Raw genomic sequence first — 24,256 nt, 5'->3', positions numbered from 1 at the left:
TGAACTGTGACAATCAATTGATTTTTTGAAACCGGGAACTTTTTCACTGATGATATAGCGTATACAATGGTAAGATAAAACCTATTGGCTAAACCTCATATAATGAACCGTGCCATTCTTATGAAAGGAGTTAAACATGAGAAGATTTCTATTAAATGTCATATTAGTCTTAGCCATTGTCTTATTTCTGAAATACGTTCATTACTCATTAGAACCTGAACCATCTGATCAGCCAGATACATATTCAAATTTCAGCAGCTTGGCAGAGAAAGAGAGCCCGGCTGATTATGATATTTCCTATAATGAGAAAAAAGGAAGCAAAGTGTTAATTATGTCTCCGCACGGCGGCAGAATTGAAGGCGGAGTAAGCGAGCTTGTGCGGTATTTCAATAATGAATACTCTACATACCTGTTTGAAGGGCTGAAGTCACAGGATAACCAAACGCTGCACATTACAAGCACCAACTTTGACGAGCCATTGGCTGAAAAGAAAATCAAGGAGCATCAATATGTTGTGGCTTTTCACGGATATAAAGGGGAGAACAAGCATACACTTGTTGGAGGCACAGATCGAAAGCGAGCGAAAATGATGGTAAGGGCCCTTGAGAGAAGAGGGTTTTCCGCTGAGTTAGCGTCATCTAAAAGCGGCCTTGCCGGATTAAGTGCAGATAACATTAACAACAAAGGGGAAACGGGGCTTAGTATCCAGCTGGAAATTAGCCGCGAGCAGAGAGAGGCTTTTTTCGATGATTTTTATTATAAAAATAGGAAATACACAAAGAACAATGAATTTTATGATTATGTCCGTGCGATCAACAGTGTCCTTGAAAAAGAGTATTCGTAACAAGCAGATCAGGAGACAAAAGAAGAGAAGACCAGTAGACTGAAATAGGATGATAAAAGGAGGCGAAATAGACGATGGCAGACCATCATTTTTATTTAAAGGCAAACTGGCCGGGTAAACGCAACGACGTTGGTACGATCGAAAGCGGGAACCTGGTTACATCTATTTCCATTCCTAAAGAAATGGATGGACCGGGAGAGGGGACCAACCCGGATGAAATGCTTCTCGGGGCGGCTGCGACCTGTTACATTATTACACTCGCTGCGATGATGGAAAGAAGCGGGCTGGAAAAAGAAGACCTGCAGATGGAGTCAGAAGGCGTTGTCGACGTCACCAAAGGAGTCTTTACATACAAAAAAATTATTCACCGTCCCTCCGTTGTCCTCAAACAGGATGCTTCACAAGAGGATGTCGCCTTGGCGCACAAGCTTTGTGAAAAGGCGGAGTCGTCTTGCATGATTTCACGCGCCATTCAAGGAAATGTCGAGCTGAAGCTGGAAGCCTCTGTAAAACCGGCTGGTGAATAAGAATCAGACGGTCACTCACAGACCGTCTGTTTTTTTTTCTTTAGCAGGGGCTTTCGACTGATTTAACACGACAACGCCAGCAATGACAAGCATGAGTCCGAACACTCCCTTTAAACTGATGGTTTCGCCAAAAAGCAAAAATCCGACAATGGCTGTAAGCGCCGTTCCAACACCCGACCATGTCGCATACGCGCTAGATAAGTCAACGGTTTTTAAAGAAAAGCTTAGAAAGGTAAAAGCAGAAAGAAATCCAGCAACGACTCCGGCAATGGGCAAGGCTTGTGTAAATCCTTCTGAAAGCTTCAGCATGGTACTCCCGAAAACCTCAAATACAATGGCAAGAGCCAAGTAAATCAATCCTTTCATCATGATCACTCCTTTACTGCCAATTAAGTAGCACGACTCCCGATAGTAATAAAAGAATGCCGATAAGCCCTTTGACATTCAGTTCTTCCTTAAACCATTTCACTCCGATCACAGCTGTCAGCACCGTGCCCACACCGCTCCAAGTCGCATATGAGAGGCTCAGGGGGATGTGATTTAAGGTGAGTGACAGCATGTAAAAGGCGATGAAGTAGCCAATTATGACCATGACGCTGGGTTTCCACTTTTTAAAGCCGTCAGACACCTTCAGCATAGCCGCACCAAGTGATTCTGAGCATATAGCAATCGTGAGGAATATGTATCCTAACAACATTGTGAATTCTCCTCACTTCAAATTTGTTTTGAGATTATAAAATCGTCAGCTAGAAAAATAGTAGTGCATGCCTAACGGCCAGTCAAGAGATTCATTTTACTCACAGACAAGAGACCTCTTTTTAAGAGGCCTCTTTTTTCATTAATAGTAATAAGGATATGGAGGATAATAGGGATAACCGCCATAAAAATAAGGATTAAATAAAGCGCTTCCTATAAGCCCGCCTGCAAGGCCGCCGATAAACGGTCCCCCAAAAAAGCCAAATGGCCGGCCAAAACCAAATCCATAGCCAAATCCAGGTCTTCCAAACCCAAATGGTCTTCCGAATCCGAAAGGTCTTCCAATGATCCTTGTATCTGCAGCAGTAAAATAATGATCTACTTCATTCATGTTTTCTTTCCTCCTGTCATAAAGTGTAGATGATGCAGTGTATTCAGCCTATCGGGATTTGATTGGGCGAATTGAGGGAATGGAAGGGATGTGAACATATTGGGCCTGTATCCATCTGACTGGTCAAAAGCGCCGCCTCACGTACACACTTATCATGCCAAAACGACGAGGGAACAGGGGCATTATCATCTTATTGAAGGGTTTACACAGCCGGCAAACGGATCGAATACCGATCAGCATACACACTATTTTTCAGGGATTACATCTTTTGAAAACGGTCATTTTCACCGGTATTACGGAATCTCGGGTCCTGCGATTCCTCGTACTGACGGCACTCATTATCATAAAATCGAAGAAGCAACGTATCTGGCCTATAACGAACCGATTGAGATCCAGTACGGAGGCGTTGTATATGCTTCTGGTGATGACGAAAAGAAAACGCATCGGCATGTCCTGAAAGGAAGGACGAGAGAAATCGTCGGCAATGAGCCGCTCGGCTGGTAGAAGGATGTTTACCGATGCAAAAAAAGGGCAAAATGGATAGGTGGTTATACATGATGAATGCTATAATGGGGGGAGATTGATAAAAGAGAGTGATACATATTGAATAATACAAAGCAGCCCGTTGTCATTTTAGTCGGACCGACGGCAGTGGGGAAAACAAATTTAAGTATTCAGCTGGCTAAATCCTTGAACGCTGAAATTATCAGCGGAGATTCAATGCAGGTTTATAAAGGGATGGATATTGGAACAGCTAAAATCACCGAACAGGAGATGGAGGGAGTGCCCCATCATCTGATTGACATTTTAGATCCCCAAGATTCTTTCTCCACCGCAGATTATCAAAACGTAGTGAGAAACAAAATCACTGAGATTGCAAAAAGAGGAAAGCTTCCGATGATTGTCGGCGGTACAGGGCTTTACATACAATCTGTGCTTTACGATTATACATTTACGGAAGAGGCGAACGATCCTGAGTTTCGGCAGAGCCTGCAAATGGCTGCTGAGCGGGAAGGCGCTGATTTTCTTCACGCCAAACTTGCTGCGGCAGATCCAGAAGCAGCAGCTGCGATTCATCCCAATAATACAAGAAGGGTTATTCGCGCCCTGGAAATTTTACATACGTCTGGAAAAACGATGTCTCAGCATTTGAAGGGGCAAAAACGAGAACTCCTGTACAATGCAGTGTTAATCGGGCTGACGATGGATAGAGAGACGCTGTATGCAAGAATTAATCAGCGGGTCGACATGATGATGGAGGCAGGTCTTCTTCCGGAAGTAAAGCGCCTCTACGACAGGAATGTGAGAGACTGTCAATCGATTCAGGCGATAGGTTATAAGGAGCTATACGCCTATTTTGATGGTTTTGTGACACTTTCTGATGCCGTCGCTCAACTAAAGCAGAACTCAAGGCGGTATGCGAAACGCCAGCTGACATGGTTTCGCAACAAAATGCAGGTTACCTGGTTCGATATGACACCGCCCGTTGATATGGAGCTGAAAAAAAAGGAAATTTTCACACATATAGCAGGAAAACTCGAACTTTAATCGAAACTGTATGATATAGAGAATCAAGGAGGACGAAACATGAAACCGATTAATATTCAGGATCAGTTTTTGAATCAAATCCGGAAAGAAAATACGTATGTCACTGTTTTTTTGCTGAATGGCTTTCAGTTGCGGGGCCAGGTAAAAGGTTTTGATAACTTTACCGTATTGCTGGAATCAGAAGGGAAGCAGCAGCTGATATATAAACATGCGATCTCAACGTTTGCGCCGCAAAAAAACGTCCAGCTTGAACTCGAATAGATCAAAAATCAACATGTTAATGCATGCGAAGGCTGTCGGGAAATCCCGGCAGCCGTTTTTTAACATCATCCAATTTCGATTCGACAATTTGTAAGCAGACCATGCCAAGGCACGGTCTTTTTTTATGAGATCAACATATGTGAATTGAAATGGTATATTATGTATTAAAAAAGAATCCGGGGGTGACGGCAACCTTGTTTGAAAGTGAGACAGAACTGAGACGAATCAGGATAGCGCTTGTGTGGATAGCTGTATTTTTGCTGTTCGGGGCGTGCGGGAATCAAGATACCATCATCGAAACAGACAGCGGCAATTCAGGTTATGAAACGCCTCAGCCGACCACGTTTCCTCTTGAGCATAATCATTTTGGTGTTATGGAGGACGGCTATATCAAAATTTATGAGTATGATGAGTCCCGCAATGAGGTAAAGCTGAAGAAAGAATACTCTGATTATGAGCTTGAATAAATTTCACAAGCATCCGAATTTACAAAGCGAATGCTTCCCGCTAAACTAAATACAGACAGATCAAACAGAGGGTGAAAAAATGAAGCATAAAGTGATCGTGAATCATTGGGAAGAAATCTGCGAAGATGATTCTTGCTATGAGTATGGAACAAGCATCATTGTGAACGGAAAAGAATTAATTAGAGAAGCGTCAATTATCAGCGCATTGAAGGCGGTATTAGAAGAAATCGGTGCGGATGTTGAAATAGAAGAAACAGTAGAGAGTGAAAAATGCTGTGATAGCTTAAGAAAAAAAAATCTAGACTACTAAGCAGTTTTTTTTCATGTTATGATATACATCGGCTTAAAAACGACACCCCGAGTAGGACGAGAGACCATTCTCGTTCTGCTCTCTTTTTTGGGCCCTAATGAGCCTGCCTATTTGCCTGATTTGATCAAAATATGAATTTTTCATAAAAACAAATCTATATGTTGTGTTTTTGTTAGAGGATAGTATACTATATATAGTGTTAGTGATGAGAGATTCATATTTTTTGATAGGTCGTGATAAAACGTGGTACAAATCATATTTGATTCGAAAACAGGGAATGTTCAGCGGTTTGTGAATAAAATCGGCTTTCAGCAGATACGCAAGGTGGACGAAATTGACCACTTGGACACTCCGTTTGTTTTGGTCACCTACACGACAAACTTCGGTCAGGTACCGGCATCAACACAATCATTTCTCGAAAAATACGCCCATCTTTTATTAGGAGTCGCTGCGAGCGGCAATAAAGTATGGGGCGATAACTTTGCAAAAAGCGCCGATACCATTTCAAGACAATATCAGGTGCCGATCTTGCACAAATTTGAACTCAGCGGCACATCTAAAGACGTTGAATTGTTTACTCAGGAGGTAGAAAGAGTTGTCACAAAATCAAGTGCCAAAATGGATCCAGTTAAATAACGAAATCATGATCCAAAAAGATGGAAAATTCCAGTTTGATAAGGATAAAGAGGCTGTACATAGCTATTTTGTAGATTATATCAATCAAAACACAGTGTTCTTTCACGATTTAAAAGAGAAGCTGGATTATTTGATTGAAAACCAATACTACGAAGAGGAATTCTTAAGCCTGTATTCTTTTGAAGACATTAAAGACGTGTTTAAGACAGCTTACGCTAAGAAGTTTCGTTTTCCTTCCTTCATGAGTGCGTTTAAATTCTATAATGACTATGCTTTGAAGACGAATGACAAGAAAAAAATCCTCGAGCGTTATGAGGACCGAATCTCAATTGTTGCGCTGTTCTTCGCAAACGGTGACACGGAGAAAGCAAAAGAATATGTGAATCTGATGATCAATCAGGAATATCAGCCGAGCACACCTACATTTTTGAACGCCGGCAGAAAACGCCGCGGTGAACTGGTGAGCTGCTTCTTGCTTGAAGTCAATGATTCTTTAAACGACATTTCACGAGCGATCGATATCTCCATGCAACTTTCTAAGCTCGGCGGAGGGGTTTCTCTTAACTTGTCCAAGCTTCGCGCCAAAGGTGAAGCCATTAAAGATGTTGAAAATGCCACAAAAGGCGTTGTAGGCGTCATGAAGCTTCTTGATAACGCGTTCCGCTACGCTGACCAAATGGGACAAAGACAAGGATCAGGAGCGGCGTACTTGAACATTTTCCACCGCGATATCAATGATTTTCTTGATACGAAAAAGATTTCAGCGGATGAAGATGTGCGCGTCAAAACGCTCTCTATCGGTGTTGTCATTCCGGATAAGTTCGTCGAGCTTGCGCGCGAAGACAAAGCGGCTTACGTATTTTATCCGCACACGATTTATAAAGAGTACGGCCAGCACATGGATGAGCTGGACATGAACGAAATGTACGACCAATTTGTCGACAATCCTCGGGTGAAAAAGGAAAAAATCAACCCGCGGAAATTGCTTGAGAAACTGGCGATGCTTCGTTCGGAATCAGGCTATCCATACATCATGTTCCAAGACAACGTGAATAAAGTGCATGCGAATAACCATATCTCCAAGGTGAAATTCTCTAACCTTTGCTCTGAAGTGCTTCAGGCATCTCAGGTTTCTTCATATACAGACTATGACGAAGAAGATGAAATCGGTTTGGATATTTCCTGCAACCTTGGTTCGCTTAACATTCTCAATGTCATGGAGCACAAATCAATCGAGAAGACAGTTAAGCTTGCGACAGACTCTTTAACACACGTGTCTGAAACGACTGATATTCGCAATGCGCCTGCTGTAAGACGGGCGAACAAAGCGATGAAATCAATCGGTCTCGGCGCTATGAACCTTCACGGCTATCTTGCGCAAAACGGCATTGCGTATGAAAGCCCGGAAGCGCGCGACTTTGCAAACACGTTCTTTATGATGGTGAACTTTTACTCCATCCAGCGTTCTGCGGAAATCGCAAAAGAGAAGGGCGAAACGTTTGATCAATATGAAGGATCAACCTATGCGACAGGTGAATACTTCGACAAGTACGTTTCAACTGATTTCTCACCGAAATACGAAAAAATCGCTGCTCTGTTTGAAGGTATGCATATCCCGACGACAGAGGATTGGGAAAAGCTAAAAGCATTTGTGGCTGAACACGGCATGTATCACAGCTACAGATTATGCATTGCGCCGACAGGCTCTATCTCATATGTTCAATCAAGCACGGCGTCTGTCATGCCGATTATGGAACGGATTGAAGAAAGAACATACGGCAACTCAAAAACGTACTACCCAATGCCTGGGCTTGCATCTAATAACTGGTTCTTCTATAAAGAAGCCTACGATATGGATATGTTCAAGGTTGTCGATATGATCGGGACAATCCAGCAGCACATTGATCAAGGAATCAGCTTCACGTTGTTCTTAAAAGATACAATGACGACTCGTGATTTAAACCGAATCGATCTGTATGCACATCACAGAGGAATAAAAACCATTTACTATGCAAGAACAAAAGATACTGGGCAAGACAGCTGCCTTTCTTGTGTTGTTTGATTAAAGGAGAGTTTATAGTGACAAAAATTTATGACGCAGCAAACTGGTCAAAGCATGAAGATGATTTTACCCAAATGTTCTATAACCAAAATGTGAAACAGTTCTGGCTTCCGGAAGAGATTGCTTTAAACGGCGATCTCCTCACATGGAAGTACCTTGGAAAAAACGAGCAGGACACTTATATGAAGGTACTGGCCGGACTGACTCTTCTTGATACAGAGCAGGGGAATACGGGGATGCCGATCGTGGCTGAACACGTAGACGGCCACCAGCGGAAAGCGGTGCTGAACTTTATGGCGATGATGGAGAACGCTGTCCATGCGAAGTCGTACTCTAATATTTTCATGACCCTGGCACCGACTGAAACGATTAATGAAGTATTCGAATGGGTTAAGCAAAATAAATATTTGCAGAAAAAAGCGCAAGTCATCGTCGGCCTTTACAAAGCCATTCAAAAAGATGATGAAATCTCTTTGTTCAAAGCGATGGTTGCTTCCGTCTATCTCGAAAGTTTCCTTTTCTACAGCGGTTTCTATTATCCGTTATATTTCTATGGACAAGGGAAACTGATGCAAAGCGGTGAAATCATCAACCTGATTCTTCGTGATGAAGCGATCCACGGCGTTTATGTGGGTCTCCTTGCTCAGGAAATCTATCATAAGCAGACAGAAGAGAAAAAAGCAGAGCTACGCGAATTTTCGATCAACCTTCTGAATGAGTTATATGAAAATGAGCTTGAGTATACAGAGGACTTGTACGATCAAGTCGGACTTTCACACGATGTGAAGAAATTTATCCGCTATAATGCCAATAAAGCGCTCATGAACCTTGGATTTGAGCCATTCTTTGAAGAAGAAGATATTAATCCGATCGTTTTAAACGGATTAAATACAAAAACAAAATCGCATGACTTCTTCTCTATGAAGGGGAACGGCTATAAAAAAGCGACAGTTGAGCCGCTCAAAGACGATGACTTTTATTTTGGAGATGAAAAAGAGCAGATCTAATATCTACTCAGATTAAAGAGAAAGTGGGGGCTTAAAAGACATGGTGTCAAAGAAGCCCTCATTTTTTAATTTTTAATCTACCGATACACGATATTTAGTGTTCAATTCAGAATGAAACATCTATATTATTGCACAATTGATTTTTCGAAAAAGCTGTCGAGATTTTCTCGACAGCCTGAGCAGATCTAATATCTGCTCTTTTCGGCTTGAATGAATGAGGAGGACGCAGCAATCATGGGAAAGATGGACGAAATCATTTTGGTCGCCCCGCGCGATGACGTGTTTAAGAAGGAACGCTTAACCTTTCAGGGTGTGAACAGTGAAGATAGCAGAGTAACAGAAATCATGGCTCAGATCGAAACAGGCTATCGTGAAATGAGAAGGGGAGACGCAGAAGAAAATCCGGATTATAAGCAGCCAATTCCTTATGTCGTCATTAAGCGAGAAGATGAAGTTTTCCTTTACGAGCGGCTGGCTGGCGGAGGAGAATCACGTCTGCACAATAAGCTTTCTCTCGGCTTTGGAGGGCATATGAACTCCATCGAAGGAGCAGCCTCATTTGCTGAAGTCTTAAAGCTGAACACAGATCGCGAGCTTGAGGAAGAACTGCAAATCAACGAAGAGGATAAACAGGCGATTGTCACACTGGGATTGATTAATGATGATGAAAACAGTGTCGGCAAAGTGCATATCGGTATTCTTTCTGCGCTTCAATTAAAGCCAGGCTCACAAGTGGAAGTGAAAGAAAAGGAGCAAATTGCAGGAAAATGGATGAAAGTCTCTGAATTAAAACAGGACGAGATCTATAACCGTCTGGAAACATGGTCCCAATTTGTTGTTGATATTCTAGTATAAAAAACCCCGGTTTCTCGTAATGAGGAGCCGGGGTTTTTTTGAGACGCTCGTCTGTGTCTTGATTATGATTCTAGAATGACAATCGCGTCGAAGCCTGCACTATTTGCTCTGGCAGCAAGGTCATCTGCATTGGCTTTGGATGAAAATGCGCCAATCTGTACTTTATAGAATCCGTCCTTTAAAAGGACAATCGTGTCAAAACCTTTAGCTTCGGCACGATTAGCGAGTGAGTCTGCATTCGCTTTTACTTTAAATGCGCCGATTTGAACCTTATATAATCCTGAGCCGGATGTCTTTTTAAGATGAAAGGCTTGCTCCAATCCGTTTGCATGGCCTCTCGCCAAGCTTTGAATAAAACTGCTCGTTTTCAGCTTATTTGCATCTGCAACGGTATCAATAAACCCATTCTCAGTTAATAGGGCAGGCATTGCAGACTCCCTTAGGACGTGGAAGTTCGCTGTTTTTTTGCCGCGGTCTGCAAAGTCGACAGCTTGTATCACTTCAGAGTGAACCGCCGATTGGTACGTCGTCGTCGGGGCTCCCACGCCCGGGTAAATATAGCTTTCAAAACCTGTGCCTCCCCCGGCATTAATGTGAATGGACAAAAAGAAATCTGCTCCCCAGTTATTTGCAGCGTTTGTCCGATCGCTTAAGCTGACATACTGGTCGCTTGTCCGGCTCAACAGCAAAGAAACGCCTTCATACTCATTAGTCAATATCGTACGCAAAGCAAAAGCGATTTGCAGGGTTAACGTTTTTTCTTGAAGGCCATTCCCTGTTGCGCCTGAGTCAGAGCCGCCATGGCCAGGGTCAATAAAAATTTTAACCATTCTCTATCACCTCATTACAGGATATGAAAAAACACGGCAGATGCTTGTACGATTATCATTCGTATGTAAAATGAGGAAATAACCCTTTCGCATGCGGAAATTATTTCTCGGGAAAGCGCACAATTCCACATGAAGCGACAGCAGATTCAATCTGAATGAAACCTGTGAACCTGTCATGTGTTTGTAAGTATTATGATCTCGCTGATGCCGCCTGATCTCCGGTGTTGCGCCAGGCATGTGAAACATAAAACGTATGCACATAGCTCCTTACATCTGCTGACAGGAAAAAAGGAAGGTGTGTCGCTGAAGACATCTCTCGGTATTTATAGGCTGAATGAGGAGGAAAATAAACCACAGTCCATAGATGGACAGGTGTTTTGGCTCGGTTCCTGTTCAAATGCGAAAGCGTTATGTTATGCAAAAGAAGTATACAAATGACACTGAACACCGCTTCAGGAGGGCTTCCGATGACAGATTCGTTTGAGCTGTTAAAAATGAGCGGTATAGGAAGTGTCTGTCAAGGAATTATAGAGACGTGATAGTTATAAGGGTTATAGGCCAAAGGCATATCATTATATCTCCAGTGTGCCTTACAAAATTGTTAAAAATAAAATCTCTTGGTTTGTCCACCCCATGTCCGTGAATACAATAAGAAATAAAGTATTTCTCGGGAAAGCCCAAGATTCCTTAGCATTCCCTATAAAAGCAATTGTTTCGACACATGATAGGCGTTTGTCACAAAGGGCATCCGCTTGAATATCATATAGAGAGAATAGAGAGGTGAAAATGTTGGAGCGCGCTGTGACATATAAAAACAACGGACAGATCAACATTATTCTTAACGGACAAAAGCAGGTGCTGACGAATGCTGAGGCAGAGGCGGAATATCAAGCTGCATTGCAAAAAAACGAAGCGAAGCACGGCATTTTAAAGGAAATCGAAAAAGAGATGAGCGCACTAGTTGGGATGGAGGAAATGAAACGCAATATCAAGGAAATATACGCCTGGATTTTTGTGAACCAAAAACGCGCAGAGCAAGGCTTGAAGGTGGGGAAGCAAGCGCTGCACATGATGTTTAAAGGAAATCCGGGAACAGGAAAAACAACGGTTGCGCGGCTGATCGGCAGGCTGTTCTTTGAAATGAATGTCCTGTCAAAAGGCCACCTGATAGAAGCGGAGCGGGCTGATCTGGTAGGGGAATATATCGGGCACACCGCCCAAAAAACGAGAGATTTGATCAAAAAGTCATTAGGCGGCATTTTGTTTATAGACGAAGCCTACTCGCTGGCGAGAGGCGGAGAAAAGGACTTTGGGAAAGAAGCGATCGACACGCTCGTCAAGAACAAGGTTTTAACTTTTATGTTACTTCCCAACTTGATATCCCCCAGCCTCAACGTCAGCATGAATACGTATGGCAGCGATATTTAGAGCGATTTAATGAGATCAAGAAAATGCATTTTGAAGAGCTTAAAACTGTAGGAGAGATTTCTAAGAAACTAAATATTTCTGATTGGATTATTTTAGATTTATTTAAAGCTCAAAATGTGGACAAGCTTTCATTTCAGGAGTTGTCTAAGCGTAGACGATCTAAGGACTTTGCTTTCCTTTATGATCTACATTTCAATAAGAAAATGAGCTTGAAGGAAATTAGTCGGGCTTACGATTATTCTCCACCTTATATTCGTCAAGTTTTTAAGGATCAGGGAATTAAACACTTAACCTTTAAAAATCAATATAAGAGTTGAGGAGTGGAAAGTCTTGTTAGAACGGTATACATGTTGGCGAATATAACGAGTTTATAATAAAATAAAATGAATTTTAACATGATTCCGACCTCGTCTTTAAAGACGGGGGATTTTTTTGTCCATTTTCCGTAGTATTTACGCATCTATAAGTGAGGACGAAAAAATTCCAGCGAAAAGTGTCCGTTTTTCAAAGTTTATATGCAGTTATTTATGAAAAGGTTGTGCCATTCCGGAGGTCGCTACGCAGTTATATTATGATGGGAGAAATTTATTTTTAAATTCGATGTCAATGACCGTTACTATACCCATTTTATAAGTGTAGGTAGAAGTTCAAATGAATGGTTGTCCGTCTTGGAAAGTCTATACGCAACTAATAATGACGGAAAATTTTTTCGCTGTATTGTGCGATTAGCAAAAGTCGACGGTATTATCTATTGAGGCTATTAGAGAGGGGTGAGTAATTCTGGGATAAACAAGGCTTCCACAGCGTTGTTAAATATCTCAACTAACTATCTATAATGTTTGTGAGTAAGGTTGCACTTAACTCTCAATAAAATTCTAATGAGAATTATAGGAGGAAAGAATAATGGATCAAACACAAATCGCAATTTTATCACTAATCATCGCTACTATTGGTGAAATCAAAGATATATTAATTGCTATGTTTCCTAAATTATTCCCAGCCATCGGAACATTTTTGCTTAACCTGAACATTAATGTATGGGTAATAATCCTTCTACTGCTCATTATTGCTGTACAACAAATTTATATTTTTGTTATTAGAAAGAAATTAAGGTTTATATACATAGTTATTAGGGGGTGATTCTAAATAAAATTCACATTTTAAAGAGTTTTATATAGAACACATTCATAAAGTCACTCTGTTAATCAAGAGTGGTTTTTTTCTTTTCCTCTATAACTATATGATGCATATCTATCCCTGATTTGAGCGAAAAAGTTATTTAACTCTCAACTTTCCACGCTTACATCACCTTATGTCTTCGCTTACTAATCTCATGGGAATTTGAACTTGAAAAAGGTTAAAAGTCATTGTATGATCAAATAAACCCAATACTTCCTTATATTGGGTGTTTGAGAAGGGGGGATATGGTAACATAATCAGTTTTTTTCGTGGTTCGTCATGTTGGTATTGAAGGTCTTTTCAACACGAAGTGACATAATTTTTTAAGTGTAATACTCATACTTGACAAGAAAGAATGCAGTATATTTTCTTGTGAAAACAAAAAGGAGAGGTTATATTGAAAAAGAAGGTTTTTGCTTCAATGGTGTTGGGAGCTACTTTACTAGTATCATCTTCTGTCGTTTTTGCTAGTTCTTCAGATGAGGCTACACACGGAGAAGTTAACTTGGATGAAACAAGGGATTTAATACAAGTCATGAAATTGACTAAAGAAAAAGCGGGTGGCGGTACTTGGTATCATGGTTTCGAAGGTGGGCAAACTAAATCCAATTACAATCATACTAAAAAGACTCACAAATCAAGTGCAGCGGCTGGCGGAGAAAGGTACTTTTCATCTAAATGGAAGAAAAAAGATGAAGGGTATACCTACGCTTCAGTGTATACAACTCTTTGGGGAAATAGGGCTTTTTGGGATACGAAATAAAACAGACAATAACAAAGAGATCTCTAATCTATCTTCCGGTGCCGTCAAAACTTGAATATAAGGCACCGGATTTTTTTTATGGAGGCTATCCAATGAAGAAAACGATTTATATATTGTTCATTCTATTTTTACTCTCAATGAACATATCCAGCTATCACTATACTTTGAATAAGCAAGTTTTTTATACTTTATTCTCTAATAAACAAACTTTAATTATTAATTACAACAAAGCACACTTTAAAAATGATGATTTCATTAAGAAAATAGCTGAATTTTCAAAAAAAGAAAACGTGAATATTACTCAATACAATTTTTTAGACGAGAAGACCTTAAATATCTACGCTTCAAACCTTAAGAATGAACCTTCAATCAAAATAGGAGATAGGTTCATATCTAATTTCAATAAAACAGCAAATGGATCAGATGAAAATTTGATTGGTACTATTGATTTCCCTTTATCAACATGGAAAATTAGATACTTCAATTTAAACCAAATAAACAACGTAGGGTTAGGAAATAGATTTTATATTTCATCCGAGGATGAAGATGTAATTGAACAAGCTAAAAAGCTATTCTCAGACTATGGCAATGTTAGTATGGAAGAAAACATCAGTTTAAATGACTCTGCTGTGTTCAGCACCGCATTACTCTTGTTAGCTTTGCTTTCCATGTTAATCTTATTTATTGGCATACTTTATTTCGTAATTAAGAATCGCAAGCAACTTCTCTTACAGAAGCTATGGGGATATTCAAAAACCAAATCGCTGTTAACTTTCCCAAAAATGTTTTTAAAACCACTTGTTATGATTATAATTTGCGGCGCCCTTCTTATTGTAATTCTGGCTTTTATATTCAACCTAAACGACTGGTTATCAGTGTACGTTAAAATGTACATGCGAAATGCACTGATTGTGACATTCTCAATGATGATATACACAATTATTGTTACTTTGATTTTATATAACAACAGCAATATAAGCGCCACGATAAAAGGCGGCATACCATTTAAAAAGTTTCAATGGCTGTCATTGGGTTTTAAGTTAATTGTGACAATCCTACTTTTTAATATTTTTGCTTCATCCCTCTCTAATTTGTTCGATTTAAAACAACGGCTAGACAATCAATCTTACTGGAATAAGACACAAACAGTTTATAAAACCAGTTTTGCTAATACAGGTTTGAACTACAGTGATTTAAAAATTGATAGAGAAAAAAACGAGAAGGTACGAAAGCTTTATCATGAATTAGAAAGACATAAAGATGCGTTTATAATGGATGCTCAAAACTATGGAATACTGAAAATGAATGGGAAAACTCCAGTTTATTTCTATACATTGAATACAACCAAAGAAAATGAAATTTATTCACCATCGGGAAGAAGCGTAACGATCAGTCCTAATTATTTAAAAGTAAACACCATTAAAGGAGTTAACGGAAAAACGATTACTGAAAAACAATTAACTCTCGATCAAAACACATTGAATTTACTTGTTCCAAAAAAATACGCTAAGTATAAAGAAAAAATCCTCAAAGCTTACAAAGATCAATTTTTCTTTGATAAGGTTGAAGTAGACAATATGTATAACAAAGAAATCCAGCATCCATTAAATACACTGGAAAAAGATCAGTTGGAAATCAATATAATATTTACACAAAATAATCAAGAATACTTCACTTATAACAGTACGCTCGGCAACAATAAAAACAATATTGTTGATCCAATTGCAACTGTATTCACTGATAATGTTGATTCATCAGTTATAGGTGCATATGCAACCTCAAGTTTATTCTTTTCTGATACCTCAAAAGGTATGGCATATGACCACATCATCCCTTACTTAGATAAAACAGATACAAGAGAGCTGATTGGTTCTGCGATATCAGTCTATCAAGAATTAAGCGACCAAATAGCACGAATTCAAAATCAGTTCATCCAGAATCTAATTGGATTAACTATAACACTCATATTGTCAGTAGCCTTCCTTATCTCTTATATATGGTCATACTACAGTGCAAATGCGTATCGACTTTACCTTAAAGAGATATTTGGATATTCATACTGGGCTAGAAATAAGAGCTTAATCATATTGTCGACTGTATCTAACTGTCTGATCGGAATCTGCTTTATTATTTATTATAAAATCTATGAATTAATAGGCTTGATTGTATTGTTCATTGGAATTGAGATGATTATTCTGTATTTCCTCAGCCTTTATTTGAACAGGAAAAACATGAATAAGATTTTAAAAGGAGACAGATTATGATCGAACTTAAAAGCATATCCAAAAGTTTTGATGGAAAATCAGTTCTTTCTAACTTTTCAATTCACATAGAGGAAAATGAATTCGTTTCTATTGTTGGCAAGAGCGGTTCTGGCAAAACCACTCTTCTAAATATAATCAGCCTCTTAGATTACCCAGATGAAGGTAAAGTTGTGATTTTAGGCTATGAAAATCCTAAATCTAAAGAGGTGATGAAGTTAAGGAGAGAGAATTTAGGATATATCTTTCAAAACTATGTGCTTATGGATAATGAAACTGTATTAACGAATTTATTGCTTTCCACAGCATACGCAAAAGACTTTGACAAAAACAAGCTATCTGAAGCTCTAGAGATGGTAGGCTTAGATAAAAGCTTTTTAAAGAAAAAGGTATACCAGTTGAGCGGTGGTGAGCAACAGCGTGTAGCAATAGCCAGGATTATTCTAAAACCCTGCGATATCATTTTGGCCGATGAACCGACCGGAAACCTTGATGAGTACAACAAGAACATTATTCTTTCTCTTTTCCATCAGTTGAAAGAAATGGGGAAAACAATCATATGTGTAACGCATGATCCAGAAATAGCTAACTGCTCTGATAGAGTAATAAATCTTTCGTAAGGAGTTGTTCTTGATGAAACATATTACTTTTGCAATATCTTCAAGTATCCTGATTATTATTACCGGTATTGTTCACAGGGTTATTTTTAGACTATTTGGATTTCCATTCGATGAAGCGCTTTTCTTCTGGGGCGGGTTTGTAGTTGTTTATTTTGTTTTAGCTTTGATTGCTTCCTTACTCTTTAGAAATGTTGGTTCTAGTAGCAGCAGGAGATATCAGGCGTAACTCAACTGGTCATTAAACAATAAAATATATCTTATCTTGAATACATCACAAATATAAAGTATCCTATAGATGTATCATAGTTGGTATATCAGCCACTATAGGCCAGAGAGTTCCCTCACATACTCTCTGGCTTTTCTTCTAAGATAAGCCTCATGTGAAGAACATCACCGTCTGTTTTATTTTCCATCACAACTTTGATAAAACTTTCCGAATTTAAAAGCGTATAGTCTTGGAGAATCATTGCATAGCGCATAGGAGGTAATACTATGAGTGAGTTTTGGGAGAACAGTGAATATGATCCTTTTAGGTTAAAAGACATTAGTGAAGATGAAATAAAGAATGTTGAACAAGAGTTAAATCTAACTTTACCTGAACAATATAAAAAATTGATTATCCAACAAAATGGTGGATTGATTAATTTTAATGCATACCCAACAGATCAGGAAACATCGTGGGCAGACGACCATATTGGAGTTGATCATATTAGAGGAATAGGAAAGGATCTGGGGATTTTAGAAAGTGAATATCTAATAAAAGAGTGGGGTCTACCACAAAGATTATTGTTAATACAGGGGGATGGACATAATTGGGTTGCGTTAGATTATCGTCTAACTAATGAAAATCCACCTGTTCATTACTTTGATCTTGAATTTAATAATGATTTTAAGATTGCAGATTCATTTGATGAATTCTTATCTAAACTCTATACACACGAATACGAAGAAGTTCAAGAAGACGAAAATTTAGATTTTGATGAAATTCTAAGTATTGATCCAAATGATCCAGATGCTATTCAGAAGGAAGAAGTCGAAAAACTCCTGGCTAATAAGAACCCCATGGAGATTCATAGGCTTTCTCTTTTTCCAATCCAAAGTGTTGAAGACCTAAAGTGGTTGCTGAACATTATTAAAGATAATTCTATAGGAGCACAAGGTGACATGGCTTTTGAATTGGCTGACGTTTTGATGTCGATTGTTTCTTCATATTCACCTCAAATACAATCAAATAATCTAAGAGCTGTCGTACAAGAAGCTGTTAATGAGTTAGGAAAGTCTGAAAATGAAGATACTGAGATTATATTAGATCAACTCAAAGACTTCTTGTAAAATGAGTATAATTTTCCTCTTTTTGTTTATTTTTAACATCATTTGTACTAGAATGGAAATGTGTTAAAAATCCTAAAGAAAAGAGGAAATTAATGAAAAGCTATCAGAAGATTTTGAGTGTCGTTTTGAGTTTGCTCCTGCTGCTAACTTTTGTATTGCCGAACTTTGCTGAAGCACAGTCAATTGAACAGCCGGTTCAATCTGGAACAGAGTCAGTTCAAGGATCAGATGAAAATCCGGTTGATTCCGAGTATGAAGAGTATGAGGATGACTTTAACTACGAAGAGGAATCATACGAAGATTACTCTGATGTTTCGGAAGATTCGTATTATAATAATTTAGTAGATGCTCCAGTCTATGAAGATGAAAATTTATTAGAGGACGCAGCGCAAGAAGAAATCATTGAAGACGAAAGTGTTCCTGATAGTGAATTTGAAGAGAATGTTGTAACTCCGACTGAAAGCGCCACTGAACCAGAAACTGATGATGTAGGTGAGGATGAATCTTATCATGCTCAATGGGCTTGGTTAATTCCACCTGCAATTGCTGTTGTTAGTCGTGTCGGAGGTAAGCTCTTAGTTAAGCAGACGTTAAAGTCAACAACAAAGAAAATTGCAGTCAGAAATGGTAAGCTCGCAGGAAAGAAGCACCCTAAGACTGGTGTAAAATTTAATTCTAAAGGTTTTCCTGTTTTCGCATCTAAATACAATTACAATCTCCCTATGAGTCTAATTAAATCTTCAAATAGTACTCAGTTTAAAAATGCAAACGCATCTTTGAAGAAGGCAATTAATACTTGGGAGCATGCGAAAAAATTTAATAAGTATCAGATTCAAGACATTAAAAATGGGAAAACTCCACGAGGGTATATATGGCACCATCATGAAAATACAGGCAGATTGCAATTAGTAAATAGAACTATACATGAAAAAACTGGACATACAGGTGGTAAATCTATCTGGGGTTCTCTATAAATCTATTCCTCTCCTTTATTTAGAGGAGGGGTTTTTTATATTACATATTAAAAAAAGAAAGCCACAAAGGGCTTTCAATTAACGTTCACAAGCATAGTTGTCATGATCCCTATCCATTTTCGATTGGTAAGCAGGGTGCGAGCTAGGTACTCCATTCGGATATTTCTTTCTTAACTCAGTACAATTTTTAAATGTTTCTGTTTCTCCAGTTGACTCTGAAGAAGCTTCGTTTTCAGTTGTAGTCGAAGTTTCACTTGATGTTTTTGGAGTTGTAGGCTGTGTTGCTGCCGATTTAGATGTTGTTGCTTTTTTAACTGCAGTGGTTTTTTCTTTCACACAGCCATTAAACCCTCGGTCAGTCACATATCCATTCTTACTCCAAATAGAAAGCTTCTCTGTTTTTGCTTCTTGCTCGTCTTTCTTAAATTGGTCTATGTATTTCGTATTTGGCTCATATACATAGGCTACTCTGGCTAATCCTTCTTTCAATAATGTTTCCTGAACAGACTTGCCATCGACATAAACGTAAGCTAATAGTCTTCCATACTTATCTCTCCCGTCACCTTTATCAAATTCAAGCTGCAGTTTACCATTGCTGACCAATTCTTTATTTCGCTTAGAAGCATCTTCGCCATACGGTTGAACACATGAATTTGGTTTCTTCGTCTCAGGTGTGTCTATGAGCAAGTAGCGCACTGTGTCTACATTTCCGTTGTAATTAACCTTAATCGTATCTCCATCAACTGCTCTATCTAATGTCACATCGACTAATTCCTTTTTGTCTTTTTCCTTAGGCTTGTGAGTAGTTTTTTCTTTAGTAGATTCCTTTTGTTCTGTTTTCTTTTCTACATCCGAAGACGCTTGTGGTGTTTCTTTTTCTGTGCTTACTTTTTCAGAATCATTTGAGCTGCAGGCTGCCAACGATAAGCTCAAAGTGAATGCTGCAAAACCTAATAATACTTTCTTCAATTTCATTTCCCCTTTTAGAATGTTTGTTCTCTATTTATATCGGTAAACCATCAATAATTATAATCCTGTATCCAATTATTGTGAATTTAATTTTTCCTTAATATAATCACATCTCTGTTTAGGTTTTGTTGGCGCATGTTAAAATTTTACTAGGTTCGTTATCAGAAGGGAATGGTCTTATGCTAGAGATTACAGTTGAAAAATCAAATGGAACTTAATTAAGTGTTTGTACCTTCACATATTAGAGTCAATGAAAGAAGTTATTAAAATTCAAATAATAGGTGGAGTAAAATTGTCCAGTAAAGGGATATGGGAGGAGCAAGTATGGGACAAAAAAGTAGACAGCACTATGTTCCGAAATTTTATTTGAGAAATTTTTCTGAAACTGACAAATCAATTAGCACATTTAATATCATGAATTCATTATACATCCAAAATGCTTCGATTAAAGATATGTGTCAAAGAAACAATTTCTACGGTGACGACAAAGTAGTTGAGGATTTTTTAGATAAAGAGATTGAAAGAAAAGCCGCGAGAATTATAAAGAAAATTATAGACACAAACAGTATCCTAGACTTTGTTAATGAAATAGAAGATTATGAGCATCTACTTACTTTTTTATTAGTTAGTGAGGGAAGAAATTTACGGAGTGCTGACTCAGCAGAAAATGCAGCTGATAAACTGATCAAAACAATGATTAAGGGACATCCTGATTTTAAAGAAGTAGATTTAGACCAATTTGAAATCAAGATAAATCAACCTGCTAATAATATTATAGGTATTGCTTTAGAAAGTACCCCGCTAATTTATGATTTGGAACCTATCTTGATATTACAGAAAACATCAAGAAAGTTCATAACATCAGACAATCCATTAGTTCGTTACAATTCATTTTATATTGGAAGGAATTATCATGGAAGGGGTTTTGGCCTTGTTACTAGAGGGCTACAGTTATTCCTTCCAATATCTTCTCAGCATTGTTTACTCTTTTACGATAGTGAAGCATATGATATTCCAGAGGCAGAAAATGGTGTTCTGACATTAAAAAGAGCCCGAGAAATAGATTATTTAAATGAATTGTTTTATTTAAACTCTTATGATAACACGTTCTTTAATCAGAGAATAAAAGAGGATTATATTAGAAAAATTTATAATAAAAATAAGAATACGTCTAAAATTAATGAACTAGAAAGAGAAGTGAAATTTTTCAATTCAGTAGATGATAACCACGAAATTATAAATTTCTCAAATAATAGAGTTACCAAAAAAATAGCTCTACCGTGGTTAACAGACTCTAGATTTGCAAAAAGTTTAGTTCTTCCCCAACACATGGGAGGGTTACAAAGAATGGAATCGCCATTTATCAGTGAATATATGAAGATCGCTAGGGCTAAGCTTGAAAATCAATGATAAGGACATTCTTGGTGATGATTTTTAAAAATTTATCAGTGGAAAGTTGTCATAAAGATTAAACACCACCCTGAATTTGCGAATTTATTCAAAAGTGAAATTCCAATCAGAGAAATTAATTAACGAGGTATTGCTTGATCCAAACTATTGGGGAGAAGAGAAAAGCGCAGTAAGGATTGGATTTCCTTTTATCTCTACCGACAGGGTAGTGATTAAAACAACTAAATGTACATATATTTTGTTCACTACTAATGCTGCTTCAATTATGAATAAAATTGTTAATGTTTAAATTATTAAAGTTTCATTTGCCATGTATCCGTGATTATAAATAGCATTTATATATGGGGTGATTTATTTGACTAACTTTGTTCATAAGACAGTCAACGGTTAGATGAAAAAGAGGCCATTAAATTATTTTGTTCTGAAGGATATATCATGGAGTTCCTTGTTACATTTTCAGAGGACAAAGCAACCCTGAATGACCTCCAAAGCTTTGATGCTAAACACCAACTTAGCCTTCCAAAGGATTATCAGAAGTTCATGACACTACATAATGGTGCGAAAATTTTTCAGATTCTTTTTGATGGGGAGAATATAGGTGGGGGACTTTATTTATTTAGCCTTGAAGAGATTGAAAAGGAACTAAAATATGAGGATTTATTTGAAGGTATCAATGGCATCCCAATTGGTCATTTATTAGAAGGTTGTCATTTGATGATCGACAAAGATAAATTGGATAAGGGTGATCCCAACTATCTTTTTATATTACAATTAGGAGAGTATACACCATTAAATTTAAACTTTGAGATATTTCTAGATCGGTATATAGAATCCAATGGGGCAACTTTTTGGGAATGGCGCTACTATACCGCAGAAAATTATTATAGAACAAGGTAGCACGATGTTTAAGGCGGTCATTTTCGGCTGTCTTTTTCTGTTATTCAAATAGATTATTGTGGTAAAATTTACATAGAGTAGGCTCGAAAGGAGAATAAAATGAAGGTATTTGAAGCTGATTCATTGCTCTCAGAAGCAGACAAAAGAACTAAAGAGTACAAGGAACTAAGGTCGCAAATGGTGAAGCTTAAAAAAGCGTTTAAGTCCGTAGCTAATTTAGATGACGGCGAGTTTTCAGGTAAGGGTGCTAACAACATTAAAGCATTTTATCATGATCATGTCGGTGTTACAGATCAATGGATTGATTTAATTGACATGAAGATTGCTTTTCTAAGCAGTGTTTCTGCAAAACTTGAAGATGCTAAGATGTCTGATGCTTACATAGAAGAATCCTTTCTAGAACATGAGTTGGCTAACGCCTACACAAAATCAAAATCCATTATGTCTGAACAGAAAAAAGCAATGAAAGACATTCTGAATGACATCAATGACATCCTTCCACTTGAAATATTCTCAACAGAAGATTTCAAAGACAAACTTTCTTCTGCAGATGACAAACGTGAAAAAACAATCGATAAGCTAAACAAACTTGATGAGGATTTAAAAACAGAATACGTTGAAACAGAACCAAACGAACAATTCATTCAGCAAGATTTTAAAAAACTGCAAGAATCAACTGGCAAAGGGAAGAACGCTACACCAATTCACTACAATGCCAAAGCGTATAGAGAAAGTGACATACATAAGAAAAAAGGCGATATTGAGAAGCATTCTGAGTCTTATTTAAGTGTGAAGAAAGAAGAAGCTAAAGAACGTGAAATTAAGGAATTAAAGAAAAAACTTAATGACGGTGTGTCTGATCCTGATGAATACTTAGAGATTGCTAAGAAAGTAGGATACGAGAATCTTGAGCCAGCTCAAGTGCAGCTTGCAGTGCAAATTGAACAAGCAAAGCAGCTAGAGGGAGCAGGAGAAATCACCTGGGATATTATTAAAGGAGTAAGTGTAGCTGCATATGATGTCGTTAAGGATACGGTAGTTGGTGCCAAAGACTTAGCAGTTGGTACTTGGGAATTTTCACAGCTTTCTGATGAGCAGAAGCTATTAAAAATAACTGGTACCATAATTGAAACACCTACTTATGCTAAAATTATTTGGAAAGACTTATCTGATTCCTGGAATGATAAAATGGTCAATGGTGATGCTTATTCGAGAGCACACTATATAACTTATGCTGTTGGAAGCCTTGTTGGATTAAAAGGTGGAGGCTCTATTCTTAAAGGGTCAAGTAAGTTAGCTACAACTGGAGCAGCCAAGGTCGATAAAGTCTTAGGGGCTGGAGAAAAAGCAATTACTAATAGCGTAAAGACTGGAATTGATAAAGGAAAAACCTTCATTAATTCTATTTCATTAAATAATAATCAATTGGCGTATGCAGGTATCCTTCAGGATATAAAGAATACTCACAATGTGAAAAACACATCAGTATTGAAAGAAGCGATAGACGAGAAGAACAGTGTGCTTTATAAATCGGCTGGTAGCGATGATTTTGTAGGAACACTAAAAGGTGAACAGGTTCTTTTAAAAGGTGTTAAAGTTAAGGAAATTAGCTACACAAAGAGAAGTCCAGAAGAAACAGCAAAACTTAGAAGAAAGTTCAACAGTTCTATAAAAAAACAATTCTTAAAAGGTCTATCAAATGATCCCAATAAAGTTAATAAACTTAAGAAAGCTGGCTTAACAGATAAGGATATTGCCCGAATGAAGGATGGGTTGAATCCAAAAGGATATCAAGTTCACCATAAGCTTCCTCTAGATGACGGTGGCACAAACGACATGGATAACTTGATTTTGATCAAAAATGACCCTTATCATAAAGCAATAACTAACGAGCAAAATTCGTTAACAAAAGGTTTGACACCGGGGGAAACAAAGAAGATTAATTGGCCTATTCCAAATGGTGAGATATATCCAAGTGAGAAATAAGGG

25 protein-coding genes and 4 pseudogenes are annotated in these 24,256 nt (G+C 38.1%); 24 read left to right on the top strand and 5 right to left on the bottom strand.

Annotated features, from left to right (window positions below; all coding sequences use genetic code 11):
• Positions 1-136: 136 nt before the first annotated feature.
• Together BV11031_RS09380 and BV11031_RS09375 are read left to right on the top strand one after the other, a co-directional pair.
• The gene (locus BV11031_RS09380; protein ID WP_010328368.1) at positions 137-844 is read left to right on the top strand and encodes a poly-gamma-glutamate hydrolase family protein; all 708 of its coding nucleotides are present in this window, start codon (positions 137-139) and stop codon (positions 842-844) included.
• 74 nt (positions 845-918) lie between these two features.
• Positions 919-1,371, top strand: a complete 453-nt coding sequence (locus tag BV11031_RS09375; RefSeq protein WP_010328369.1) for an OsmC family protein — start codon at positions 919-921, stop codon at positions 1,369-1,371.
• Between the two features lie 11 nt (positions 1,372-1,382).
• Here the strand turns inward: BV11031_RS09375 and ebrB are convergent.
• The 3 genes and pseudogenes from ebrB to BV11031_RS09360 form a co-directional block, all read right to left on the bottom strand.
• A pseudogene (gene ebrB / locus BV11031_RS09370) lies at positions 1,383-1,737 on the bottom strand (multidrug efflux SMR transporter subunit EbrB).
• A gap of 13 nt (positions 1,738-1,750) precedes the next feature.
• On the bottom strand, positions 1,751-2,068 hold the full coding sequence (ebrA, locus tag BV11031_RS09365) for a multidrug efflux SMR transporter subunit EbrA (protein WP_010328371.1): 318 nt from the start codon (positions 2,066-2,068) through the stop codon (positions 1,751-1,753).
• 141 nt (positions 2,069-2,209) lie between these two features.
• Entirely contained in the window at positions 2,210-2,458 is a 249-nt protein-coding gene (locus BV11031_RS09360; RefSeq protein WP_010328372.1) for a hypothetical protein, read from the bottom strand.
• Positions 2,459-2,548: 90 nt separating this feature from the next.
• On the opposite strand from BV11031_RS09360, the gene BV11031_RS09355 reads away from it, so the two are divergent.
• The 9 genes from BV11031_RS09355 to BV11031_RS09315 all read left to right on the top strand — a co-directional run bounded on the left by BV11031_RS09355 (position 2,549) and on the right by BV11031_RS09315 (position 9,604).
• Entirely contained in the window at positions 2,549-2,962 is a 414-nt protein-coding gene (locus BV11031_RS09355) for a YmaF family protein (protein ID WP_082246291.1), read from the top strand.
• A 99-nt stretch (positions 2,963-3,061) separates the two neighbouring features.
• Positions 3,062-4,006 carry a tRNA (adenosine(37)-N6)-dimethylallyltransferase MiaA gene (gene miaA, locus BV11031_RS09350; RefSeq protein WP_010328374.1) on the top strand — a complete coding sequence of 315 codons (945 nt, stop codon included), beginning with the start codon at positions 3,062-3,064 and terminating at the stop codon, positions 4,004-4,006.
• Between the two features lie 39 nt (positions 4,007-4,045).
• Positions 4,046-4,267, top strand: coding sequence for an RNA chaperone Hfq (gene hfq, locus BV11031_RS09345; protein ID WP_003221097.1), 222 nt, complete (start codon positions 4,046-4,048; stop codon positions 4,265-4,267).
• A gap of 194 nt (positions 4,268-4,461) precedes the next feature.
• Positions 4,462-4,734: a YmzC family protein gene (locus BV11031_RS09340; RefSeq protein WP_026014443.1), complete on the top strand. Its 273-nt coding sequence runs from the start codon at positions 4,462-4,464 to the stop codon at positions 4,732-4,734.
• 79 nt (positions 4,735-4,813) lie between these two features.
• The gene (locus tag BV11031_RS09335) at positions 4,814-5,044 is read left to right on the top strand and encodes a hypothetical protein (protein ID WP_003238362.1); all 231 of its coding nucleotides are present in this window, start codon (positions 4,814-4,816) and stop codon (positions 5,042-5,044) included.
• Between the two features lie 243 nt (positions 5,045-5,287).
• Entirely contained in the window at positions 5,288-5,680 is a 393-nt protein-coding gene (gene nrdI / locus BV11031_RS09330; RefSeq protein ID WP_003221104.1) for a class Ib ribonucleoside-diphosphate reductase assembly flavoprotein NrdI, read from the top strand.
• Entirely contained in the window at positions 5,640-7,742 is a 2,103-nt protein-coding gene (nrdE, locus tag BV11031_RS09325) for a class 1b ribonucleoside-diphosphate reductase subunit alpha (protein ID WP_010328376.1), read from the top strand. Before nrdI ends, nrdE begins: the two co-directional genes overlap by 41 nt.
• A gap of 17 nt (positions 7,743-7,759) precedes the next feature.
• Positions 7,760-8,749 (top strand): class 1b ribonucleoside-diphosphate reductase subunit beta, encoded by a 990-nt coding sequence (nrdF, locus tag BV11031_RS09320; protein WP_010328377.1) that lies wholly within the window; start codon positions 7,760-7,762, stop codon positions 8,747-8,749.
• Between the two features lie 234 nt (positions 8,750-8,983).
• Positions 8,984-9,604 carry a hypothetical protein gene (locus BV11031_RS09315; RefSeq protein WP_010328378.1) on the top strand — a complete coding sequence of 207 codons (621 nt, stop codon included), beginning with the start codon at positions 8,984-8,986 and terminating at the stop codon, positions 9,602-9,604.
• Between the two features lie 62 nt (positions 9,605-9,666).
• Here the strand turns inward: BV11031_RS09315 and BV11031_RS09310 are convergent, their stop codons facing one another.
• Positions 9,667-10,434, bottom strand: a complete 768-nt coding sequence (locus tag BV11031_RS09310; protein ID WP_010328379.1) for an N-acetylmuramoyl-L-alanine amidase — start codon at positions 10,432-10,434, stop codon at positions 9,667-9,669.
• Positions 10,435-11,220: 786 nt separating this feature from the next.
• Between BV11031_RS09310 and BV11031_RS09305 the strand changes: the two are divergent.
• The 9 genes and pseudogenes from BV11031_RS09305 to BV11031_RS09265 form a co-directional block, all read left to right on the top strand.
• Positions 11,221-11,778: pseudogene (locus BV11031_RS09305) on the top strand (AAA family ATPase); the annotation flags it as partial.
• A gap of 107 nt (positions 11,779-11,885) precedes the next feature.
• Complete coding sequence (locus tag BV11031_RS09300; protein ID WP_010328382.1) at positions 11,886-12,179, top strand: hypothetical protein; 294 nt, start codon at positions 11,886-11,888, stop codon at positions 12,177-12,179.
• Between the two features lie 586 nt (positions 12,180-12,765).
• A complete protein-coding gene (locus BV11031_RS09295) occupies positions 12,766-13,002 on the top strand; it encodes a hypothetical protein (RefSeq protein ID WP_010328383.1) in 237 nt (78 codons plus the stop codon).
• Positions 13,003-13,438: 436 nt separating this feature from the next.
• A complete protein-coding gene (locus tag BV11031_RS09290; protein ID WP_010328384.1) occupies positions 13,439-13,804 on the top strand; it encodes a lactococcin 972 family bacteriocin in 366 nt (121 codons plus the stop codon).
• Between the two features lie 92 nt (positions 13,805-13,896).
• Positions 13,897-16,068 (top strand): DUF1430 domain-containing protein, encoded by a 2,172-nt coding sequence (locus BV11031_RS09285; protein WP_129550744.1) that lies wholly within the window; start codon positions 13,897-13,899, stop codon positions 16,066-16,068.
• On the top strand, positions 16,065-16,685 hold the full coding sequence (locus BV11031_RS09280; RefSeq protein ID WP_010328395.1) for an ATP-binding cassette domain-containing protein: 621 nt from the start codon (positions 16,065-16,067) through the stop codon (positions 16,683-16,685). The genes BV11031_RS09285 and BV11031_RS09280 overlap by 4 nt, the downstream gene beginning before the upstream one ends.
• A 13-nt stretch (positions 16,686-16,698) precedes the next feature.
• On the top strand, positions 16,699-16,911 hold the full coding sequence (locus BV11031_RS09275; protein ID WP_010328394.1) for a bacteriocin-like WGxF protein: 213 nt from the start codon (positions 16,699-16,701) through the stop codon (positions 16,909-16,911).
• A gap of 266 nt (positions 16,912-17,177) precedes the next feature.
• Positions 17,178-18,017, top strand: a complete 840-nt coding sequence (locus BV11031_RS09270; RefSeq protein ID WP_010328393.1) for an SMI1/KNR4 family protein — start codon at positions 17,178-17,180, stop codon at positions 18,015-18,017.
• A 92-nt stretch (positions 18,018-18,109) separates the two neighbouring features.
• Positions 18,110-18,991 (top strand): HNH endonuclease, encoded by an 882-nt coding sequence (locus tag BV11031_RS09265; protein ID WP_010328392.1) that lies wholly within the window; start codon positions 18,110-18,112, stop codon positions 18,989-18,991.
• Positions 18,992-19,069: 78 nt separating this feature from the next.
• Here the strand turns inward: BV11031_RS09265 and yokF are convergent, their stop codons facing one another.
• Complete coding sequence (yokF, locus tag BV11031_RS09260; RefSeq protein WP_026014444.1) at positions 19,070-19,960, bottom strand: endonuclease YokF; 891 nt, start codon at positions 19,958-19,960, stop codon at positions 19,070-19,072.
• A 324-nt stretch (positions 19,961-20,284) separates the two neighbouring features.
• On the opposite strand from yokF, the gene BV11031_RS09255 reads away from it, so the two are divergent.
• The 4 genes and pseudogenes from BV11031_RS09255 to BV11031_RS09240 all read left to right on the top strand — a co-directional run bounded on the left by BV11031_RS09255 (position 20,285) and on the right by BV11031_RS09240 (position 24,253).
• A complete protein-coding gene (locus BV11031_RS09255; RefSeq protein ID WP_010328390.1) occupies positions 20,285-21,370 on the top strand; it encodes a DUF4238 domain-containing protein in 1,086 nt (361 codons plus the stop codon).
• Positions 21,371-21,482: 112 nt separating this feature from the next.
• A pseudogene (locus BV11031_RS22935) lies at positions 21,483-21,659 on the top strand (SunI/YnzG family protein); the annotation flags it as partial.
• A 66-nt stretch (positions 21,660-21,725) separates the two neighbouring features.
• Positions 21,726-22,267: pseudogene (locus BV11031_RS09245) on the top strand (SMI1/KNR4 family protein).
• Between the two features lie 99 nt (positions 22,268-22,366).
• Positions 22,367-24,253 carry a T7SS effector LXG polymorphic toxin gene (locus tag BV11031_RS09240; RefSeq protein WP_010328388.1) on the top strand — a complete coding sequence of 629 codons (1,887 nt, stop codon included), beginning with the start codon at positions 22,367-22,369 and terminating at the stop codon, positions 24,251-24,253.
• Positions 24,254-24,256 lie beyond the last annotated feature (3 nt).

The organism is Bacillus vallismortis, assembly GCF_004116955.1.
In the GTDB taxonomy this organism is placed as follows: domain Bacteria; phylum Bacillota; class Bacilli; order Bacillales; family Bacillaceae; genus Bacillus; species Bacillus vallismortis.
Note: the sequence above shows the minus strand (reverse complement) of the source record. Positions and strands in the feature narration are given on the sequence as shown.

What these genes read in the sequence shown, in the direction of transcription:
- BV11031_RS09240 (WP_010328388.1), top strand. Translation starts at nt 22,367, where the DNA reads ATGAAGGTATTTGAAGCTGATTCATTGCTCTCAGAAGCAGACAAAAGA.
- BV11031_RS09300 (WP_010328382.1), top strand. Translation starts at nt 11,886, where the DNA reads ATGCATTTTGAAGAGCTTAAAACTGTAGGAGAGATTTCTAAGAAACTA.
- BV11031_RS09270 (WP_010328393.1), top strand. Translation starts at nt 17,178, where the DNA reads ATGAGTGAGTTTTGGGAGAACAGTGAATATGATCCTTTTAGGTTAAAA.
- BV11031_RS09375 (WP_010328369.1), top strand. Translation starts at nt 919, where the DNA reads ATGGCAGACCATCATTTTTATTTAAAGGCAAACTGGCCGGGTAAACGC.
- BV11031_RS09280 (WP_010328395.1), top strand. Translation starts at nt 16,065, where the DNA reads ATGATCGAACTTAAAAGCATATCCAAAAGTTTTGATGGAAAATCAGTT.
- ebrA (WP_010328371.1), bottom strand. Translation starts at nt 2,068, where the DNA reads ATGTTGTTAGGATACATATTCCTCACGATTGCTATATGCTCAGAATCA.
- hfq (WP_003221097.1), top strand. Translation starts at nt 4,046, where the DNA reads ATGAAACCGATTAATATTCAGGATCAGTTTTTGAATCAAATCCGGAAA.
- BV11031_RS09315 (WP_010328378.1), top strand. Translation starts at nt 8,984, where the DNA reads ATGGGAAAGATGGACGAAATCATTTTGGTCGCCCCGCGCGATGACGTG.
- BV11031_RS09255 (WP_010328390.1), top strand. Translation starts at nt 20,285, where the DNA reads ATGGGACAAAAAAGTAGACAGCACTATGTTCCGAAATTTTATTTGAGA.
- BV11031_RS09360 (WP_010328372.1), bottom strand. Translation starts at nt 2,458, where the DNA reads ATGAATGAAGTAGATCATTATTTTACTGCTGCAGATACAAGGATCATT.
- BV11031_RS09265 (WP_010328392.1), top strand. Translation starts at nt 18,110, where the DNA reads ATGAAAAGCTATCAGAAGATTTTGAGTGTCGTTTTGAGTTTGCTCCTG.
- BV11031_RS09310 (WP_010328379.1), bottom strand. Translation starts at nt 10,434, where the DNA reads ATGGTTAAAATTTTTATTGACCCTGGCCATGGCGGCTCTGACTCAGGC.
- BV11031_RS09295 (WP_010328383.1), top strand. Translation starts at nt 12,766, where the DNA reads ATGGATCAAACACAAATCGCAATTTTATCACTAATCATCGCTACTATT.
- BV11031_RS09285 (WP_129550744.1), top strand. Translation starts at nt 13,897, where the DNA reads ATGAAGAAAACGATTTATATATTGTTCATTCTATTTTTACTCTCAATG.
- BV11031_RS09275 (WP_010328394.1), top strand. Translation starts at nt 16,699, where the DNA reads ATGAAACATATTACTTTTGCAATATCTTCAAGTATCCTGATTATTATT.
- BV11031_RS09335 (WP_003238362.1), top strand. Translation starts at nt 4,814, where the DNA reads ATGAAGCATAAAGTGATCGTGAATCATTGGGAAGAAATCTGCGAAGAT.
- BV11031_RS09380 (WP_010328368.1), top strand. Translation starts at nt 137, where the DNA reads ATGAGAAGATTTCTATTAAATGTCATATTAGTCTTAGCCATTGTCTTA.